General features: G+C 68.4%; 17 protein-coding genes. 8 read left to right on the top strand and 9 right to left on the bottom strand.

The window, feature by feature from the left end:
- The first annotated feature begins 118 nt into the window (after nt 1-118).
- On the top strand, nt 119-706 hold the full coding sequence (locus ABS642_RS16605; RefSeq protein ID WP_350350985.1) for a hypothetical protein: 588 nt from the start codon (nt 119-121) through the stop codon (nt 704-706).
- A gap of 6 nt (nt 707-712) precedes the next feature.
- Here ABS642_RS16605 and ABS642_RS16600 read toward each other — a convergent pair whose 3' ends face one another.
- Nucleotides 713-1,687: a WYL domain-containing protein gene (locus tag ABS642_RS16600; protein ID WP_350350984.1), complete on the bottom strand. Its 975-nt coding sequence runs from the start codon at nt 1,685-1,687 to the stop codon at nt 713-715.
- A gap of 104 nt (nt 1,688-1,791) precedes the next feature.
- Between ABS642_RS16600 and ABS642_RS16595 the strand changes: the two genes are divergently transcribed.
- Genes ABS642_RS16595 through ABS642_RS16585 form a run of 3 tightly spaced genes read left to right on the top strand, consistent with a single transcriptional unit; the run spans nt 1,792 to nt 3,376 of the window.
- Nucleotides 1,792-2,193 carry a RidA family protein gene (locus ABS642_RS16595; RefSeq protein WP_350350983.1) on the top strand — a complete coding sequence of 134 codons (402 nt, stop codon included), beginning with the start codon at nt 1,792-1,794 and terminating at the stop codon, nt 2,191-2,193.
- Between the two features lie 53 nt (nt 2,194-2,246).
- On the top strand, nt 2,247-2,705 hold the full coding sequence (locus ABS642_RS16590) for a MarR family transcriptional regulator (protein WP_350350982.1): 459 nt from the start codon (nt 2,247-2,249) through the stop codon (nt 2,703-2,705).
- Nucleotides 2,702-3,376 carry a hypothetical protein gene (locus ABS642_RS16585; RefSeq protein WP_350350981.1) on the top strand — a complete coding sequence of 225 codons (675 nt, stop codon included), beginning with the start codon at nt 2,702-2,704 and terminating at the stop codon, nt 3,374-3,376. Before ABS642_RS16590 ends, ABS642_RS16585 begins: the two co-directional genes overlap by 4 nt.
- A gap of 11 nt (nt 3,377-3,387) precedes the next feature.
- On the opposite strand, the gene ABS642_RS16580 is transcribed toward ABS642_RS16585, so the two are convergent.
- From ABS642_RS16580 to ABS642_RS16570, 3 genes are read right to left on the bottom strand one after another with little or no spacing between them, the layout of a single operon-like run.
- The gene (locus ABS642_RS16580) at nt 3,388-4,065 is read right to left on the bottom strand and encodes an NAD(P)-binding domain-containing protein (protein WP_350350980.1); all 678 of its coding nucleotides are present in this window, start codon (nt 4,063-4,065) and stop codon (nt 3,388-3,390) included.
- Complete coding sequence (locus tag ABS642_RS16575) at nt 4,062-5,135, bottom strand: LLM class flavin-dependent oxidoreductase (RefSeq protein WP_350350979.1); 1,074 nt, start codon at nt 5,133-5,135, stop codon at nt 4,062-4,064. Before ABS642_RS16575 ends, ABS642_RS16580 begins: the two co-directional genes overlap by 4 nt.
- Before the next feature lie 29 nt (nt 5,136-5,164).
- Nucleotides 5,165-6,211 carry an LLM class flavin-dependent oxidoreductase gene (locus ABS642_RS16570; protein ID WP_350350978.1) on the bottom strand — a complete coding sequence of 349 codons (1,047 nt, stop codon included), beginning with the start codon at nt 6,209-6,211 and terminating at the stop codon, nt 5,165-5,167.
- Nucleotides 6,212-6,303: 92 nt separating this feature from the next.
- Here ABS642_RS16570 and ABS642_RS16565 point away from each other — a divergent pair, with 92 nt between their 5' ends.
- Nucleotides 6,304-6,753 (top strand): MarR family transcriptional regulator, encoded by a 450-nt coding sequence (locus ABS642_RS16565; RefSeq protein WP_350350977.1) that lies wholly within the window; start codon nt 6,304-6,306, stop codon nt 6,751-6,753.
- Nucleotides 6,754-6,759: 6 nt separating this feature from the next.
- On the opposite strand, the gene ABS642_RS16560 is transcribed toward ABS642_RS16565, so the two are convergent.
- Together ABS642_RS16560 and ABS642_RS16555 are read right to left on the bottom strand one after the other, a co-directional pair.
- Nucleotides 6,760-7,236 carry an MmcQ/YjbR family DNA-binding protein gene (locus tag ABS642_RS16560; RefSeq protein WP_350350976.1) on the bottom strand — a complete coding sequence of 159 codons (477 nt, stop codon included), beginning with the start codon at nt 7,234-7,236 and terminating at the stop codon, nt 6,760-6,762.
- 16 nt (nt 7,237-7,252) lie between these two features.
- Complete coding sequence (locus ABS642_RS16555) at nt 7,253-10,246, bottom strand: glycoside hydrolase family 38 C-terminal domain-containing protein (RefSeq protein WP_350350975.1); 2,994 nt, start codon at nt 10,244-10,246, stop codon at nt 7,253-7,255.
- A gap of 113 nt (nt 10,247-10,359) precedes the next feature.
- On the opposite strand from ABS642_RS16555, the gene ABS642_RS16550 reads away from it, so the two are divergent.
- Entirely contained in the window at nt 10,360-11,391 is a 1,032-nt protein-coding gene (locus ABS642_RS16550) for a LacI family DNA-binding transcriptional regulator (RefSeq protein WP_350350974.1), read from the top strand.
- Nucleotides 11,392-11,475: 84 nt separating this feature from the next.
- On the opposite strand, the gene ABS642_RS16545 is transcribed toward ABS642_RS16550, so the two are convergent.
- Nucleotides 11,476-12,027 carry a GNAT family protein gene (locus ABS642_RS16545; protein ID WP_350350973.1) on the bottom strand — a complete coding sequence of 184 codons (552 nt, stop codon included), beginning with the start codon at nt 12,025-12,027 and terminating at the stop codon, nt 11,476-11,478.
- A 91-nt stretch (nt 12,028-12,118) separates the two neighbouring features.
- Here ABS642_RS16545 and ABS642_RS16540 point away from each other — a divergent pair, with 91 nt between their 5' ends.
- A complete protein-coding gene (locus ABS642_RS16540) occupies nt 12,119-12,766 on the top strand; it encodes a hypothetical protein (protein ID WP_350350972.1) in 648 nt (215 codons plus the stop codon).
- A gap of 89 nt (nt 12,767-12,855) precedes the next feature.
- On the opposite strand, the gene ABS642_RS16535 is transcribed toward ABS642_RS16540, so the two are convergent.
- Complete coding sequence (locus ABS642_RS16535) at nt 12,856-13,443, bottom strand: hypothetical protein (protein ID WP_350350971.1); 588 nt, start codon at nt 13,441-13,443, stop codon at nt 12,856-12,858.
- Nucleotides 13,444-13,661: 218 nt separating this feature from the next.
- The gene (locus ABS642_RS16530; RefSeq protein WP_350350970.1) at nt 13,662-14,972 is read right to left on the bottom strand and encodes a glycosyl hydrolase; all 1,311 of its coding nucleotides are present in this window, start codon (nt 14,970-14,972) and stop codon (nt 13,662-13,664) included.
- Between the two features lie 216 nt (nt 14,973-15,188).
- Here ABS642_RS16530 and ABS642_RS16525 point away from each other — a divergent pair, with 216 nt between their 5' ends.
- Nucleotides 15,189-16,490 carry an extracellular solute-binding protein gene (locus tag ABS642_RS16525; RefSeq protein WP_350350969.1) on the top strand — a complete coding sequence of 434 codons (1,302 nt, stop codon included), beginning with the start codon at nt 15,189-15,191 and terminating at the stop codon, nt 16,488-16,490.
- Nucleotides 16,491-16,505: the final 15 nt, after the last annotated feature.

Genomic DNA, 16,505 nt, shown 5'->3' with positions numbered 1-16,505 from the left:
GCCTTACGGTACGGCGGCCAGGGGAGCCCGATCGGGCGCTGGCCACTCTACCCGAGGGGCCTGATCGCACCGCCGAGGCGTACCGGCATCCCCCAGGGTCACCCGTTAGCGTGGGGCCATGCGACTGACTGCCGACGCCGACCCCCGGCTGTGGATTCCCGTGACGGACTCGCTCGGGTGGCGCGGCCGGCGTCACCGCAAGGCCGCGATCCGGATGCTCCTGGGGCAGGTCAACGCGGCGGTCGGGGCCACCGAGCGCCCGGGCTCCCGCTTCGGCGCCTGGGCGATGAGCCAGGCGGCGCCGATGCTCATGAAGCGCGCCGACGGCAGGGTCCTGGTGTGGACGTGGAAGGCCGAGCCCGAGCTGGTCGTCGCGATGGCCACGGCACAGGTGCTCACGCCGGACGTGCGCGTCGCGCGTGCCTCGATGCCGATGGAGTACGACGACACGCAGTCGTTCCCGACGCGTCTGGGTGCGGGTGAGAAGCTGCTCGTCCCGCTTCCGACATCCGATGCCACACCCCCGTTCGCCACCTACACGTGGGACACCGGAACCCACCTGGTCACGCTGACCGCCGTGTGCAGCGACCGGGAGCGCTTCGGCACCTTGACCGGCGCACTCGACGACCTGGCGCGCAGCATCCGCATCGCGGACGATCTCGAGGGTGGCGAGTCCCCCGAGGTGCTCCGGCTCGACCCGGCCTGACCGGGCTCACACTGGCTCGGCGTAACGGGCGGCGACCGCGATCGCGCGGGCGCGCAGTGCCTCGCGGAGTTCGCGGGGCTCGAGGGCTTCCGCGCCGGTGCCGAGCTGCCAGAGCGCCCATTCCGCGTGTCGGAGGTCTTGGAAGGTCGCGGTCATCCGCAGCGCGCTCGTCGCGTCGATCGTCTCGTCGACGATCGTGACGGCGGTGGATGCGAGCTCTTCGCGCCGCGCCGGGTCGACGCGGGCAACCACGGTGAGCGGATCCTCCCCCTCGCGGAAGCGCGCGCTGCGCTGCTGCCACAGCTCGACCAGGTCGACGTCGGCGGCGCGCTGTGCCGGCTCCGCGAGCTCTTCGGCGGTGAGGATGCGCGAGAGGCGGTAGGTGCGGTCGCCGCCGTCGACGGTCGCGAGGAGGTAGCCCTTCTCGCGTACCGTGACGAGACCGATCGGATCGACGGTGCGCCAGACCGGCTCGCGGGCCTCGGCGGCGTAGCGGATGCGCAGTCGATGGCCCACGAGCACGGCGCGGCGCACCTCGCTCATGATCGGCGCCGGGATGATCTCGGCGATCCGACGCCGGGAGAGGAGGTCGACTTCCGGGTCGACGAGGATACGACGGGCAGCATCCGCCGCGGTGATCTGGTGACTCTCGGGCAGCGCGTCGACGATCTTCCGCATCGCGGATGACAGGGCCGAGCTGAGCCCGAACACCTCTTTCGCCCCGGCGCCGCCGGCGGTGAGCAGCGCGAGCGCCTCGTCGTGATTGAGACCGGTGAGCTCGGTGCGAAACCCGGGCAGGAGCGTGAAGCCGCCGTGACGGCCGCGATCCGCGTAGACGGGCACGCCCGCGGTCGAGAGCGCCTCGATGTCGCGCAGCACCGTGCGCGTCGAGACCTCGAGTTCTTCGGCGAGCGCCGTCGCGGACAGGCGGCCGCGTTGCCGGAGCAGCAGCACGAGGGAGACCAGGCGATCTGCGCGCATAGGAGATTCTCTCAGGAATACATGACAGAGGGTGTCGTGATTGCTTGCAAGTCTGGATGCTGAGCCTCTTCTCGAGGCGTGATCGCAGGACGAAAGGAACAGACATGACTCTCGAACGCACCGCCGTGAACCCGGTGGCCTGGTCGCAGGAGCTGGGTTTCAACCAGGGCGAGCTCGTCTCCGGCGAGACCCGCACGCTGTACATCTCGGGCCAGACCGCGATGAGCGCGGAGGGCCGGCCGGAGCATGACGGGGATATCGCAGCCCAGCTCGCGCTGAGCCTCGACAACGTCGAGGGGGTGCTCGCCGCGGCCGGCATGTCGCTGGGGAACCTCGTGCGATTGAACGTCTACACGACCGACGTCGACGCTCTCTTCCCCCACTACGGGGTGCTCGCGGCACGCCTGGCCGCCGCCGCCGTCGCCCCCACCACGACGATGCTCCAGGTCACCCGCCTGGCCGTCCCCGGCCAACTGGTCGAGCTCGAGGCCACGGCCGTCGCCTGATCGCCGCTCATCCAACTAGTGAAGTGAGGTAACTATGTAGTAGGCTCACGGATATGGAGACACTGCTGCTGGACCGGTTGCTGCTGATCGGCGAGCTCTTCCAGCGCGACATGGCGCGCGCGTTCGACGGCACCGGACTCACGACCGCCCGCGTGCACCTCCTCTGGGTGCTGCAGCACGCCGGCCCGTCGACGCAGCGTGACCTCGCTCGGCTCTGCGAGGTCACGCCGCGCAACATCACCGGCCTGGTCGACGGGCTCGAGGCATCCGGCCACGTGCGCCGCACCCCGCACCCGACCGACCGGCGCTCCGTGATCGTCGAGCTGACCTCCACGGCAGCCGACACGATGGCGCGGATGCAGGGCGAGCACGCCGAGCTCAACGACACCCTCCTCGCCGCCGTCGCCCCGGCGGACCGAGCGGCCCTCGAGCGCGGCATCGCCGCGATCGCGACCCGCCTCGAGACCCTCGTGGTGGAGGCGGCCGGCGAAGAAGACCAGGCCGCATCATGACCACCGAGACGAAGGCGAACCGCTCAGACGCACCCACACGCACGGCCCGCGCGCTGAACTTCCTCCACCGCGCGTGGATCTCCGAGCTGCGCGTCTACTCGAGCATCGGCCGCGCGATCGCTCGTCGCCCGGCCGTCCCCACCGGCGGGACCGGCATCGCGCATCACCAGCCGGTGCTGACGATCCTCATCATCTTCATCGTGCTCTCGGCCGTCGAGATCCCGATCCTCGACCTCATCGTGCACCCGTGGCCCGCCGTGCGGATCCCGATCCTCATCCTGGGCATCTGGGGACTGACGTGGATGATCGGTCTGCTGTGCGCGATGCTGATGCGGCCGCACGCGGTCGGACCCGACGGCATCCGCATCCGCAGCGGACTCGAGCTCGATGTCCCGATCTCCTGGGACGACATCGCCTCCGTCGCCATCGCGAAGCGCGTCGACGAGCCGAAGCTGCCACGGGTCACCCCGACCGAACAGGGTGCCGAGTACGCCGAACGGATGCAGGACGAGACCAACATCGAGATCGAGCTCGAACGTCCCGTCGGCATCCGCCTCCCCGGACTCCGGCCCAAGGGCGGACGGCACGAGGTCACCCGCATCCGCCTCTGGGCCGACGACCCGCGCGCGTTCCTCGCCGCCGCCCGCCCCTTCCTGCTCGCCGCGGACTGACCGCCGTACCGTCACCCGAAGGCGGGGAGCGTCAGCCGGTCCCGTTCCGGATCGAACGCCTCGACGATCGTGAGGAGCTCATCGCGCGAGACGTTCGCTCCGAAGGCCCCGGCACCGGGCTGCAGGCGGATGCCGTCGGCGAGAGCGCCGGCCGGCAGCGGGTCGAACCCCAGGCCGTCGATCAACCACGCCACCCGGGCGAGAGCGTCTTCGTCGTCTCCGGCGAGCGCGATCGCCTTGCGTCCGGCACCCCCGGAGGGTCCGGCTTCCTCCTCCATGTCGTGATAGCCCATGTGGTTGAAGGCCTTCACGATGACCGACCCCGGCAGGAACCGCTGCACGATCTCGCTCGTCGAACCGGTGAACTCCTCCCGGATGCCGTCGGTCTCCCACCAGTAGTTCATCGCGTCGATGACGACTTTCCCGCGCAGCTCCTCCACCGGGAGGGAGCGGTGCTTCCCGAGCGGCAGCGCGAGGATCACGATGTCGGCCCGGGCCGCGGCGGATGCCGCCGTGGTCGCCTCGGCGCCCGGGGCGAGCACCTCCACGGTCAGGGCGATCTTCACTGGATCGCCGGAGCCCGCGATGAGCACGCGGTACCCCGCGGCGACAGCCAGTCGGGCGAGGACCGTGCCCACCTTGCCGGCGCCGAGGATCCCGATCGTGGTCACGTCCGTGCGGCCGCTCATGCCGCCTCCTCGTTCTCGGTGCGCTGTGCGGCCAGCAGCTCCCGCACACGCGGGATCACGACCGACCCGTAGAGCTCGACCGCCCGCATCCGCGCCGCAGCCGGCAGGAATCCCATCGTGTAGATGAGGTCGAAACGGCCGACGTCGAGTGCGCCGAGCGTCTGGGCGATCTTCTGCGCCACGGTCTCGGGCGAGCCGACGTACATGGAGCCGTGCTCGATCTCGTGGTCGAACTCCTCGCGGCGGATCGGCGGCCAGCCGCGCAGCGCCCCGATCCGGTCGCGGATCACCTTGTACCGCGGCCAGAGCAGCTCGCGCGCTTCCTCATCGGTGTCGGCGATGAATCCGGGCGAGTGCATGCCGACCGGGTGCGCGGTCGTGCCGAACTGGGCGGCAGCGCGCCGATACAGATCGATGTAGCCGGCGAAGCGGTCGGGCGCCCCGCCGATGATCGCGAGCATGAGCGGGAAGCCGTAGTGGGCCGTGCGGATCACCGACTGCGGCGAACCGCCGACGCCGACCCAGGTGCTCAACCCGCCCTCGGTCTTGGGGAAGACATCCGCGTCGACGAGAGCGGGGCGCTGGGTGCCGGACCACGTGACCGGCCCCTCCTTCAGGAGCTCGGCGAACAGGTCGATCTTCTCGTCGAAGAGCACCTCGTAGTCGGCCAGGTCGTGCCCGAACAGCGGGAAGGACTCGGTGAAGGATCCGCGGCCGAGGATGACCTCCGCACGACCGCTCGACAGGGCGTCGACCGTGGCGAAGCGCTGGAACACGCGCACGGGATCATCGGAGCTCAAGACCGTGACCCCGGATCCCAGACGGATGCGGGACGTGCGGGTTGCGATGCCCGCCAGCACGGTCTCAGGACTCGAGATCGCGTACTCGGGCCGGTGATGCTCGCCCACGAGGAACACGTCGACGCCGAGCCGATCGGCGAGCACCGCCTCTTCGACGGCCTGACGGATGGCCGCGGCGTGGCTGGAGAGCTCGCCGTTCTCGTCTTCGGTGAGGTCGCCGAAGGTGTCGAGGCCGAATTCAAGGTTGTCGACGGATGCCGAGTCGTTCATGACTGCTTTCCTTCCGGGGGTGGGGGTGTTCACGCGGCGCGCTCGAGGGAGAGCAGCTCCCGCACGCGCGGGGCGACCTCGCGGCCGAGCAGCTCGATCGTGCGGGCGCGGGCCTCGCGCGGGAGGTGCATGATGTCGTACTTCAGATCGAAGCGGTCGAGCTGGAGATCGCGTGCGGACCGCGCGATCTTCTGCGCGACCGTCTCGGGCGAGCCGACGAAGAGGGCGCCCTCGGCGATCTCGTGCTCGTACCGTGCGCGGGTGGGTGCGTAGAAGCCGCGCTCGTTCGCGAGGTCGGTCACGACCGGCTCCCAGAAGCGCCACCAGGTCTCCCGCGCCTCCTCATCCGTGTCGGCCACGAGTCCGAGCGAGTGCATCCCCACGGGCTGGGGTGCGTTCCCCGCCTGGGCGAGAGCCCGATGGTAGAGGTCGACATGGCCGGCGAAGCGCTGCGGGTTGCCGCCGATGATGGCGAGCATGAGCGGCAGCCCGTAGTTCGCGGCGCGGATGACGGACTGGGGGCTGCCGCCGACGCCGATCCAGGTCGGGATGCCGCCTGGCCGCATCCGCGGCTGGGCGACGTGATCGCGCAGTGGCGCCCGGGTGGTGCCCGACCAGGTGACGGCCTCCTCGCGCTGCAGGCGCATGAAGAGGTCGAGCTTCTCCTCGAACAGCTCTTCGTAGTCGGCGAGGTCGTAGCCGAACAGCGGGAACGACTCCGTCGCCGACGCCCGGCCGAGCACGAGCTGCGCGCGGCCGTTCGAGACCGCATCGAGCGTCGAGAACTCGTGATAGAGCCGCACCGGGTCGTTGGTGCTGAGCACCGTGACACTCGTACCGAGGCCGATCCGCTCGGTGGCGGTGGCCATCGCGGCGAGGAGCACCGGGGTGGCGGAGTCGTTGTGCCCCGGGCGATAGTGCTCGCCGACGCTGAACACGTCGATCCCGGCATCCTCGGCGCGACGCGCCTCGTCCACGAGCAGTCGCAGAGTCTCTGCACCGCTCAGGTCCCGTCCACCCGACGACGCGGTGTCGCCGAACGAGTTGAGGCCGATCTCGAATCCCTGCGGGTTCACGACGCTTTCCTTCCCTCTTTTATTGACACATCAATCACTTGCACTCAAGTTCTACTCCTATATGATGGACATGTCAACTAAAGGAGGCGACCATGGCAGCACGAAGCACGCCCACCGCGCCGCAGCTGCGCATCTGGCGGGACTTCATCGAGACCGTCGCCGCCATGCAGGGCGAACTGGGCAGGCGACTCCAGGACGAATCGGACCTCTCACCCGCGGACTACTCGGTCCTCCTGGCGCTCAGCGACCAGAGCGATCACCAGCTCCGATCGAGCGAACTCGCCGCGACCATCGGCTGGGAGCGCAGCCGCGTCTCGCACCACCTCGGGCGCATGGAACGTCGCGGGCTGATCCGGCGCGACGACTGCGCGACCGACAATCGCGGCGCCGTCGTGGTGCTCACCGACGAGGGGTCAGCGGCATTCCGTCGCGCGAACGTGCCCCACCTGCGCGCGATCCGCGAACTCTTCATCGACCGCCTCGACGACGAGCAGCTGCAGATGGTCGACGGCATCACCCGGGCGCTGAAGACGGGCGCCTAGGGCGGGTCACCCCAGCCCGTGCTCCGCGAGCCAGTCCTTCGCGACCCGGACGGGGGCGCGCGACAGCCAGGCGTCCGTGACGAGCTCGGCCAGCCGCTCCCGATCGATCACGTCGAGCCGCACGAGCAGCCCCGGGTACCCGTCGAAATGCGGGATCGTGAAGAGCACATCCGGCTCGGCCGCGAGCAGCGCCTCCTTCTCCTCGAGGCTCGCCGTCCGCACTCCGATCACGACGCCGGCCGGCCACTCGCGTCCGAGTTCCTCGAGCTGACGGAGGTCGGTCTGTCGCGGACCGCGAAGACCGGTGAACATCCCGCTTTTGACCCGCCACGCGGCGTCACCGGTGTGTCCGTCGATCACCTCGTGCACGCCGGGCAGCGCGAGCGCGATCTCGCGCAGATCGTCGATGGTCGCCATGAGGCCATCGTCTCGCTGATCGCCGCCTCGCGCCAGCACCACGGCCGGAGCGAGGCGGTCGATCACCTCAGCAGGTTCGAACTCAGCGGGTGATGCGGAGCGTACGCACCTCGAAGGGCCGCAGCTTCAGTTCGCCACCGAGGCGCGGCTCGTCGAGCTCGTCTTCGATGAGCGTCACCTCGCGCACCTCGCGGTGCGGGAAGTCCACGGTGAGCGCGCCCGTCGTGCGCCGGCCGAGGGACTCGTACACGCGCACGATCACGTCGCCGGAGCCGTCATCGGCGAGCTTGACCGCCGACACGATGATGCCGTCGCCCTCGACCGAGACCAGCGGCTCGACCTCGCGCGCCCCGCGCACGACGGTGGGCGTCGCGTTCATCCTGATGCCCTCGGTGGTCGCGATCCCGGCATCCGCTCCGACCACGAAGCCGACCTCGATCTGGTGATGCCCGTGATCGGTGTCGGGGTCGGGGAAGCGCGGGGCGCGCAGCAGCGACAGGCGCACGGTCGTCGCCACCGCATCGCCGTCGACCTCCCGAGTGGTGTCGTACCCGTAGATCGAGTCGTTCACCAGCGCGACGCCGAAGTCGGCCTCGCGCACCAGCACGAAGCGGTGCATCGAGGTCTCGAACTTCGCCGCCTCCCAGCTCGTGTTGGTGTGCGTCACCCGCGACTGGTAGCCGAACTGCGTCTCGGCATCGGTGTGCGCGGCCTGCACGTCGAGCGGGAAGGCGAGCTTGAGCAGCTTCTCGGTCTCGTGCCAATCCACGTCGTTGCGCAGCAGCACCGTGCGCTCACCGGGGGCGAGGGAGATCCTCTGCTCGATGGTCGACTCCGAGAACTCCCGGCGCACGGTGACGACCGCCGTGCCACCGTGGACGGTCGCATCGATCGACGACACGTCGGTGAGGTCGTCGACGCTGTTGCGGTAGTACTTGTCGATGTCCCACGCGTCCCACATGTTCGGGAAGTCCTGGTGCAGCTGGAAGAGGTTCGCCGCCCGTCCCGCCGCGACGGCCTCGCGGCCGGAGGCGCGGTCGACGGCCGACACGATCAGCCCCTCCGCTGAGACGAGAACGGAGACGAGGTCGTTCTCCAGGCGCCAGCCGCCGTCCTCCGCGGTGAGCGACACCGAGGCTGCGGTCGGCTCGACCACGAACGATGCCCCGAGCGCACGCCCGCGCCCGACGGAGGTCGGCTCGAAGAGCAACTCACGCTCCCCCTCGCCGGCGAGGGATCGCCGCGCCTGTGCGGAGATCTCCTCGGCATCCGACAGCACGTTCGTGAGCACCTCGACGGCCTCGCGGTGCACCCAGGCGATCGACGTGCCGGGGAGGATGTCGTGGAACTCATGGAGCAGGACGATCTTCCAGAGCCTGTCGAGCTCGTCCTGCGGGTACGACGCACCCGTGCGCACGGCATCCGTCGTCGCCCACAGCTCGGCCTCGATGAGGGCGTGCTCGGCCCAGCGGTGCAGCGCCTTCGTGGCGTGCTGGCTGGTGAGCGTCCCGCGGTGCAGTTCGAGGTAGAGCTCGCCGACCCACACGGCCGGGTGCGGCAGTTCCGCCTTGGCCGCGTCGAAGAACACGTCGGGGTGCTCCCACACGACCTGCGCACTGCCCTCGAGGTTCGCGAGGCGCGTGGCCTTGCCGGTCATCTCGCGGGTTGTGCCGCCGCCGCCGTCGCCCCAGCCGACGGGCGCGATCGATCGGGAGCTGAGCCGGTTCTCCTTGAACTGGCGGGAGGCCTTCGCGACCTCCATGCCGCTGAGCTGCGAGTTGTAGGTGTCCATCGACGGGAAGTGCGTGAACACCTGCGAGCCGTCGATGCCCTCCCACAGGAACGAGTGGTGCGGGAACACGTTCTGCTGGTTCCAGGAGATCTTCTGCGTGAAGAACCATTCGAAGCCGGCGCGGCGCATGAGCTGCGGCAGGGCCGGGGAGTAGCCGAAGCTGTCCGGCAGCCAGACGCCCTTCGAGCGGATGCCGAACTCGCGCTCGAAGAACCGCTGGCCGTGCGAGAACTGGCGCACCAGCGACTCGCCCGTCGGCATCACGGTGTCAGACTCGACCCACATGCCGCCGAGCGGCAAGAAGCGCCCCTCGGCGACCGCCGCCTTCACCCGCTCGTACACCTCGGGACGATGCTCTTTGAGCCAGGCGTACTGCTGCGCGCTGGACATGCCGTACTGGAACTCGGGCTGCTCATCGAGCAGGGTCGTCATCGACGAGGTGGTGCGCGCGACCTTGCGGATCGTCTCGCGCACCGGCCACAGCCACGCGGAGTCGATGTGCGCGTGGCCGATGGCCGAGATGCGGTGCGCGCTCGCCTCCGCCGGGGCCGCGAGCACTTCGGCGAGGCGGGCACGGGCATCGGGTGCGGTCTGCGCGATGCGCTGCAGGTCGAGGGCATCGAGCGCGTCGTCCATCGCCTGCAGGATGCGCATGCGCCGGGGTGACGTCGGCGTGAGTTCGGCCTGCAGCTCGAACAGCACCTCGAGGTCGACCGAGAGCTCGAAGACGTCCTGCTCGAACACGGCGAGGTCCATCCGCCGCGAGCGGTAGAGCGGCTCACGCGAGGAGGTCTGGATGTCGCCCTCCTGCGTCGGCAGGAAGGGGTGGTAGTCGAGCAGCACCGGGTTGGCCGCGGCCTCGAGGTACAGCTCGACGGGCTCTTCGCCGTGGGCGGCCTCGGTGATCGGCAGCCACTGGTTGCGCGGGTTGATGCTCTTCACCGGGCTGCCGTCCGGGCGGTAGACGAGGGCCTCGCACTGGAAGCCGGGCATGTTGATGTCGAACCCGAGGTCGATCACGGCCTCGACGCGACGACCCGCCCACTCGGCGGGGACGCGACCCGTCAGCCGGAACCAGGTGGTCCCCCAGGCCGGACCCCAGGGCGCCCCGACGGCACCGGGAGCGTAGTCGAGCGCGAGGCCATCCTGCGGGCTGATCGGCTCGCCGGGCAGTTCGTGGAGCTCGACCTCCAGCGGCACGGATGCCGAGTGGATGGCCGGGCGGATGCGCTCTTCGAGGACGCGCTTGACGCGGCCGACGGTGAGCGAGGTGTCGTCATGCATATGGGGGATCTCCGGCTCGACGGTGAGGGCAACTAAAACGATCTAGTGACCAAGTCTAGGACACTCGATCCGTGCTTTCACGAGACTAAACCGATCAAGTATGGTGAGTGACTATGAGCCCGGCGAAACGCGTCACCATCGCCGATATCGCGCGCATGGCCGGGGTCTCTCCCGGCGCCGTCTCGTTCGCGTTGAACGGCCGCCCCGGTGTTAGCGACGAGACCAGGCAGCGCATCCTCTCGATCGTCGAGGAGAACGGCTGGCAGCCGAGCTCGGCGGCGCGTGCGCTGGTCGGGGCGAAGGCGAACACGGTCGGCTTCGCGCTCGCCCGGCCCGCACGGTCCCTCGGATCCGAGGCGTTCTTCACCGACCTCATCGCCGGCATCGAGTCGCGCCTGTCGGTGAGCAAAGTGAGCCTGCAGCTCCGCCTCGTGGCCGATGTCGCCGAGGAGATGGAGGTGCACCGGCAGTGGCGATCGTCGAACCAGGTCGACGGCTTCATCTTCATCGATCCGCGCGACGACGACCCCCGCGTGGACCGCATCACGGCCCTCGACGCGCGTGCGGTCATGATCGGATCCAAGCCGTCGCCCGAGGGTTCGGTGCCGAGCGTCTGGATCGGTGACGATGCCGTGGCCGAGACGCTCTTCTCGTACCTCGCGGCCCTCGGCCACACCCGCATCGCCTACGTCGGCGGCCCCGCCGACCTCGAGCACACGCACCTGCGCGCCGAGGTCCTGGAGCGCATGGCATCCGACGGCATCGAGGGCGAGGTGATCACGACGGACTTCTCGCCCGCACGGGCATCCGCGGTCACCCGCTCGCTGCTCTCCGGGCGGCAGCGCCCGACCGCGATCGTCTACGACAACGACGTGATGGCCGTCGCCGGTCTCCGCGTCTCGCAGGAGATGGGACGCGCGGTGCCGCGGGACGTGTCGCTCGCGTCGTTCGACGACTCCGTGATCGCCGGGCTGATCAACCCGTCGATCACCGCGATGACCCGCGACACCTTCGAACTCGGCGAGCGCGCGGCGACCCTGCTGCTGCAGCAGATCGAAGCCGGGGTCAACCTGCCGAGCGTCGAGGGCCCGACGCCCGTGCTCACGGCGCGCGAGAGCACGGCCCCGCCGGAGCGGCTCGGCTGAAGTCGTCTCCCGCCGACCTGGGCCTTCGGACCGCTGAATCTCGTCGTGGTGCACGGCCAGGAGCGAAGGCGGTCAAGACCGTTTTCAGGTCGTCTGTCCCGTCAACCGCGAGTACATGTACATATCGCGCGGTTGGCCACCCACCCTTTTCCAATTGCGGAGAAGACCCTCACGTTCGTAGCCTGCCGATTCGGCCACACGCCACGAACCTTCATTCCAGGGCTCCACGTACAGCTCGACACGATCGAGTTCCTCAAGTGTGATCGCCCATGAGGTCAAGGCCAGCACGGCGTCCCGCGCGAATCCCTGTCGTCGACGGGAGCGGGCGATCCAGTAGCCGGCGCTGGCTCGGCGAGATGCACCCGGGATGAAGAAGAGCCCGATGTGCCCGACCGCGGTGTCGTCGTCATCAGCGATCGCGAAGACGTAGCCGGCGCCGTCCCGCACACGCTCATGTTGTCGTCGGATGAAGGCCAGCGCCTGAGGGTGATCTGAGTTCGTCGGCACGCTTGTCAGTAGAGGAATCAGAGGGTCCTTGGAGGCCTCCACCACGATCGCGACATCCGAGCGGCGCCATGCGCGCAGCGTGACTTTCTCTCCGGTGAGCGTCGGGAGGGAAAGTGCTCTGGAAGTCATCCCCCATGGTGGCACGTGCGAGCGCGGAGCACGAAAGACAGTGACACCGCGAAGCGTCCGTGACCGGCCGCTCGCGACGTACTCTGTTCTCATGCGCGGCGCGTACGTCGATAAGCGGGACTCCACATGGGAGCGTGACGACCCCCGCTTCCGCATCTTCGTGTTCAAGGGAGCTGTCGATGAGGTGACAGCCGTGGACCTCGTTGACGCCACCCTTGACGAAGCCATGGATGGCGCGCGTGCGTTTTCGAACGGCGACCGAGACCTCTGGTCGATGGCGATCGTCGATGACGACTCGCGCGGTGCTCGCGGATTGATCTGGCTTTCTGGGATGAATTACAACGACACGCCTGTCACCGCACGTCAGTGGCAGCTACGCCGACAGATGCAGAGCCGCTACCTGTCGGCCCGAACTCGACGAGGGTTGCAACCGCTCCTGCCCAACGGGTTACGACTTCTTCGGGTGTTCCCTGAGTGGGCCAGCGGCTGGCCGCTCTGGGAGGACTTCACTGACGGATACCGCTTCGACGTCGGCTCCCTCGACATCTCGCCTGAGTTGAGCTCCGCATTGTTCGATTGGAACGAGGAGTGGCTGACGAGGCAGGAGGATGAACCGCTCGCCGACGCCGAGGGCTGGCGCGAGCGGGGCGTGCTGCTTGTCGAGCAACTCCAGCGCGAACTGAATGGAGTGGCAGAAGTTCGTCCCGAGTTCTCAGAAGAACAGCATCCCTTTGTATGAGATGACGGATGCGGCTACACAACGCGATGACGAGCGCTGTAGGCATTTCGAGGGACAAGACCGGTGGCTTGCTGGACGCGCCACTGTTGCTACTGCGTGGGGAAGATCTCAACGCTTTCAGGTCTTTGTCTCGCAGCGAGGGCGATTGCAAGGATGCCTAACCCCATCGTTCCCGCAAGGGTCGCGAGAGTGGCGAGCGCTTGAAACAGAGAAGCGAAGCTCTGGAGTTCCTCGGGCCTTTGAGAGACGAAAACAACCTGCGGGATCACCCACGTGAAGACGTAGGCGCCCAACACCCAAAGAGGTGCCCACCGCCAGGGATTGGGCACTACACGAGATCGCACGATCCGCACGCCTGCAAGCAGTCCCGCCGCAGTAGGAACCAGCAAAGCCACGAGCCCCAGAGCACTTCCCCCGGCCGGCGAAATCGGATCACTCATCACGACCCGCGTGACGACGGACCACACCAATGGCCAGACACCCACCACCACCAAAGCAGCGACTCCTACGGGCTCACGCCCGACCACGCTCGCGTCTCGAGACAGCCCCATGGCAAACAACAACACCGATGCCGCGAAGATCACATCAGCGAGCACCCCGACCCACAATTGGGAGTTCAATGTGGGCTGCAGAGCACAAGCCACCCCGCAGACGATGAGACCGACGCCCGCGGACACCCATGTCCTTTGTCGCTGACGCCTCGTCATGAGACTCACCCTAACCCGCACACTGCTGACACCTTATGGCAGTGCGGTCAGCCGCTCGACCGCAGACTCCTGGGCCTTGAGAAACCAAAACCTGCCGCATCGAAACTTCGGCAAGGTCGTTTTCGGCGGGTGGGTGAGGTCGGCTCGCCGAGCTGCCCCAGGAAACGGCAGGGAGCTCTCTGACCCCGTCAGGCTCCGACGACCGTGTTCACCGAGCCGTAGGGGTCGACCTCGTTCGCCGACACGTCCGGGCGGATCAGACGACGGATGCCGCGCGCATCGAGCGCCGCGGGGTCGAGCGCCGTCCGCGAGGTGACCAGCGCCGGGTCGAGACCGGCGGCGCAGGCATCCACCCACGCCTGGAACACCACTCCCCCGGGGCTCAGTGCTGCGCGGCTCACCGGCACGTCGCGCTCGTCGACCTCGACCACGATCGCGGTCTCGCGTGCGGGCGGCGTCTGGCGTGCGCGCAGCTCCGGGATGAGCTCGGCGAACCGGCGGCCGAGGGGTTTCGCCTTGCCGTCCTGACCGACCAGGCCGAGCGAGTACTCCAGTTCGGGGAAATCGCCGAGCTCGCGGCTCACGTCGTGCGAGCACCACCAGGTGATGCCCCAGAGGTTCTCGGTGCGGGCGGCCGAGCGCACCGTCGCTTCCAGGAAGCCGGGCATCTCGTCCTCGGCGAGGCAGTTGGAGGGGGCGCCGACCTCCTGCAGCCACACCACACGCTGCGGGTCCGTCGCGAAGGCGCGGGAGAGCTCGATCAGGTACTCCGCGTGCCGGTCGGAGGCGACCGAGCGCCCGCCGTAGCGCTGGGCGGTGCCGTTGAAGATCCAGGAGTGGATCGTGGTCATCGCCCCGAGGCGCGAGGCGTGCGCGGGCGTGAACCCGTGCCCATCCATGTACCAGACCGCGTCGTACTCGCTGTGCACGTTCGCGTGGCCGGGAGCCGCGGCATCCGCCGCCGCCAACAGCGCGGAGATCCACTCGCCTGCCTCGTCCTGCGTGACCGGCCAGGGCGAAGGATGCGTGTGCGCCGAGAACTGGTTCGTCTCGTTCCCGAGGGTCAGGCCGAGGAAGTTCGGGGCCTCGCGCAGCGCCTGGCCGAGCCGGTCGACGAGCGCGACCTGCCCCTCCAGCGCCTTCGGATCGGTGAACATGTTCTTGTCATGCCAGGTGTACAGCCAGGACGGGACGAAGTCGAAGCTCGAGAGGTGTCCCTGGATCACGTCGACGCTGGCGTCCAGCCCGAACTCGCCGGCGATGTCGACCATGGCACGCACGTCGTCGACGGCCTTCGTGCGGATGAGCGTGCGGTTCGGCTGGAGGACGTTCCACAGCGGGAAGACCCTGACGTGGTCGAGCCCCAGCTCGGCGAGCGCGGCGAAGTCGCGGCGCACGTCGTCCGGCGTGAAGTCGAGCCAGGAGTGCATCCAGTCCTTCGACGGCGTGTAGTTCGCCCCGAATCTCAGGGGAGCATCGAGAGCGCCACGCTGCGTCATGTGTCCGGACCTTTCCGACGGCGCCCTCCGGTGAGGGCATGTCGGATCACTATAACGCTTGAGCAACGAACATCCCACTGCCCGGAACGGATTCCCGTGAGACCCTCCGCCAGCACCTTGACAGGCACGGAATCGGATGGTTTCATCTGCTAAAGCGTTGTAGTCCACCCTCATGTGGACATCACGCGGAATCGCCCGCCTCGAGGAAGAAGCACGATGAGAGTTCCGACACGCATTGCCGCTCTGGCAGCATTCAGCATCGGCGTCCTGGCGCTGACGAGTTGCACGGGAGGCGGCGGAGGCTCCGGCGACACCGGCCCCATCGACACCTCCGGCGAGCTGAGCGGAACGATCCAGTTCCAGACCTGGTCGCTCAAGAACGAGAAGTTCACGCCCTACTTCGAGGATCTGATCGACGCGTTCGAGAAGGAGAACCCCGACGTCACGGTCGAGTGGCTCGACCAGCCGGGCGACGGCTACCAGGAGAAGATCCTCAGCCAGGCGAACGCCGACACCCTTCCCGACGTGCTGAACCTGCCGCCGGACATCGCCTACCCGCTCGTCGCCGCCGGCAAGCTCGTCGACATCGACACGGCCGACCCCGATCTGAAGTCCGTCTACAACGCCGGCGCCTGGGATTCCTACAGCCAGTACCCCGAGGTCGAGGGCACGTACGGACTCCCCTGGTACCTCTCCAGCGACGCCTCGTGGTGGAACCTCGCGCAGCTCGCCCCATACGGGGTCACCGAGGACAACCTGCCGACGACCGTCGACGAGCTCCTCACCCTCGCGAAGAAGGTCGCCACGGAGTCCGACGGCAAGGTGCAGCTGCTCTCGTCGATCCCCGCGCTCGACACCTTCACGGCCGCCGGCATGGAGGTCATCGACGACAAGGGCGAGTTCGACTTCAACACCGACGAGGCCGCGAAGATCATCGAGGCCTACGCCGACGCCTACGCGGCGGGTGCGATGCCCGCCGAGGCTCTGACCGGCGACTACGGCGGGAACGCCGAGTCCTACATCCAGGAGAAGGTCGCGTTCACGACCGGAGGCACCGGCTTCACCACCGACCTGCAGAAGGACGCCCCCGCTCTGCTGGAGAACACCGTCGCGACGCAGCGCCTGGGCGTGCCGCCGCTGTACGTGCAGGGACTCAACGTCTCGGCCGACTCCGACAACAAGGAAGCCGCTCTCGCCTTCGCCGAGTTCGTGACCAACGAGGAGAACCAGGTCGCCTTCTCGTCGCTCGCCGTCGGCACCGCTCCCGGCACCGCCGCAGGTGGCGACAAGGTCGTGGAGAACATCTCCTCGTCGATCACCGACGAGAAGCAGCTCGCCGCGATCGACACCGTGTTCACCGCGATGGAGGGCGCCAAGGCTCTGCCGTTCCAGTGGACGTCCGACATGGCGACGTACATGACGCAGCAGATCGCCCTCGCCATCAACGGCGAAGCGGATGCGGCGACGCAGCTCGACAAGATCGTCGAGTACGCCAACGCGAACCGCGTGGACCAGTAAGCATGCGCGCGGACA

This window comes from Microbacterium sp. A8/3-1 (genome assembly GCF_040267695.1).
GTDB lineage: Bacteria > Actinomycetota > Actinomycetes > Actinomycetales > Microbacteriaceae > Microbacterium > Microbacterium luteolum.
The sequence above is the reverse complement of the archived record's forward strand: the minus strand, read 5'-3'. Positions and strand labels throughout refer to the sequence as shown.

Coding starts and splice junctions, on each gene's coding strand:
- ABS642_RS16605 (WP_350350985.1), top strand. CDS start 119: ATGCGACTGACTGCCGACGCCGACCCCCGGCTGTGGATTCCCGTGACG.
- ABS642_RS16600 (WP_350350984.1), bottom strand. CDS start 1,687: ATGCGCGCAGATCGCCTGGTCTCCCTCGTGCTGCTGCTCCGGCAACGC.
- ABS642_RS16595 (WP_350350983.1), top strand. CDS start 1,792: ATGACTCTCGAACGCACCGCCGTGAACCCGGTGGCCTGGTCGCAGGAG.
- ABS642_RS16590 (WP_350350982.1), top strand. CDS start 2,247: ATGGAGACACTGCTGCTGGACCGGTTGCTGCTGATCGGCGAGCTCTTC.
- ABS642_RS16585 (WP_350350981.1), top strand. CDS start 2,702: ATGACCACCGAGACGAAGGCGAACCGCTCAGACGCACCCACACGCACG.
- ABS642_RS16580 (WP_350350980.1), bottom strand. CDS start 4,065: ATGAGCGGCCGCACGGACGTGACCACGATCGGGATCCTCGGCGCCGGC.
- ABS642_RS16575 (WP_350350979.1), bottom strand. CDS start 5,135: ATGAACGACTCGGCATCCGTCGACAACCTTGAATTCGGCCTCGACACC.
- ABS642_RS16565 (WP_350350977.1), top strand. CDS start 6,304: ATGGCAGCACGAAGCACGCCCACCGCGCCGCAGCTGCGCATCTGGCGG.
- ABS642_RS16555 (WP_350350975.1), bottom strand. CDS start 10,246: ATGCATGACGACACCTCGCTCACCGTCGGCCGCGTCAAGCGCGTCCTC.
- ABS642_RS16550 (WP_350350974.1), top strand. CDS start 10,360: ATGAGCCCGGCGAAACGCGTCACCATCGCCGATATCGCGCGCATGGCC.
- ABS642_RS16545 (WP_350350973.1), bottom strand. CDS start 12,027: ATGACTTCCAGAGCACTTTCCCTCCCGACGCTCACCGGAGAGAAAGTC.
- ABS642_RS16540 (WP_350350972.1), top strand. CDS start 12,119: ATGCGCGGCGCGTACGTCGATAAGCGGGACTCCACATGGGAGCGTGAC.
- ABS642_RS16530 (WP_350350970.1), bottom strand. CDS start 14,972: ATGACGCAGCGTGGCGCTCTCGATGCTCCCCTGAGATTCGGGGCGAAC.
- ABS642_RS16525 (WP_350350969.1), top strand. CDS start 15,189: ATGAGAGTTCCGACACGCATTGCCGCTCTGGCAGCATTCAGCATCGGC.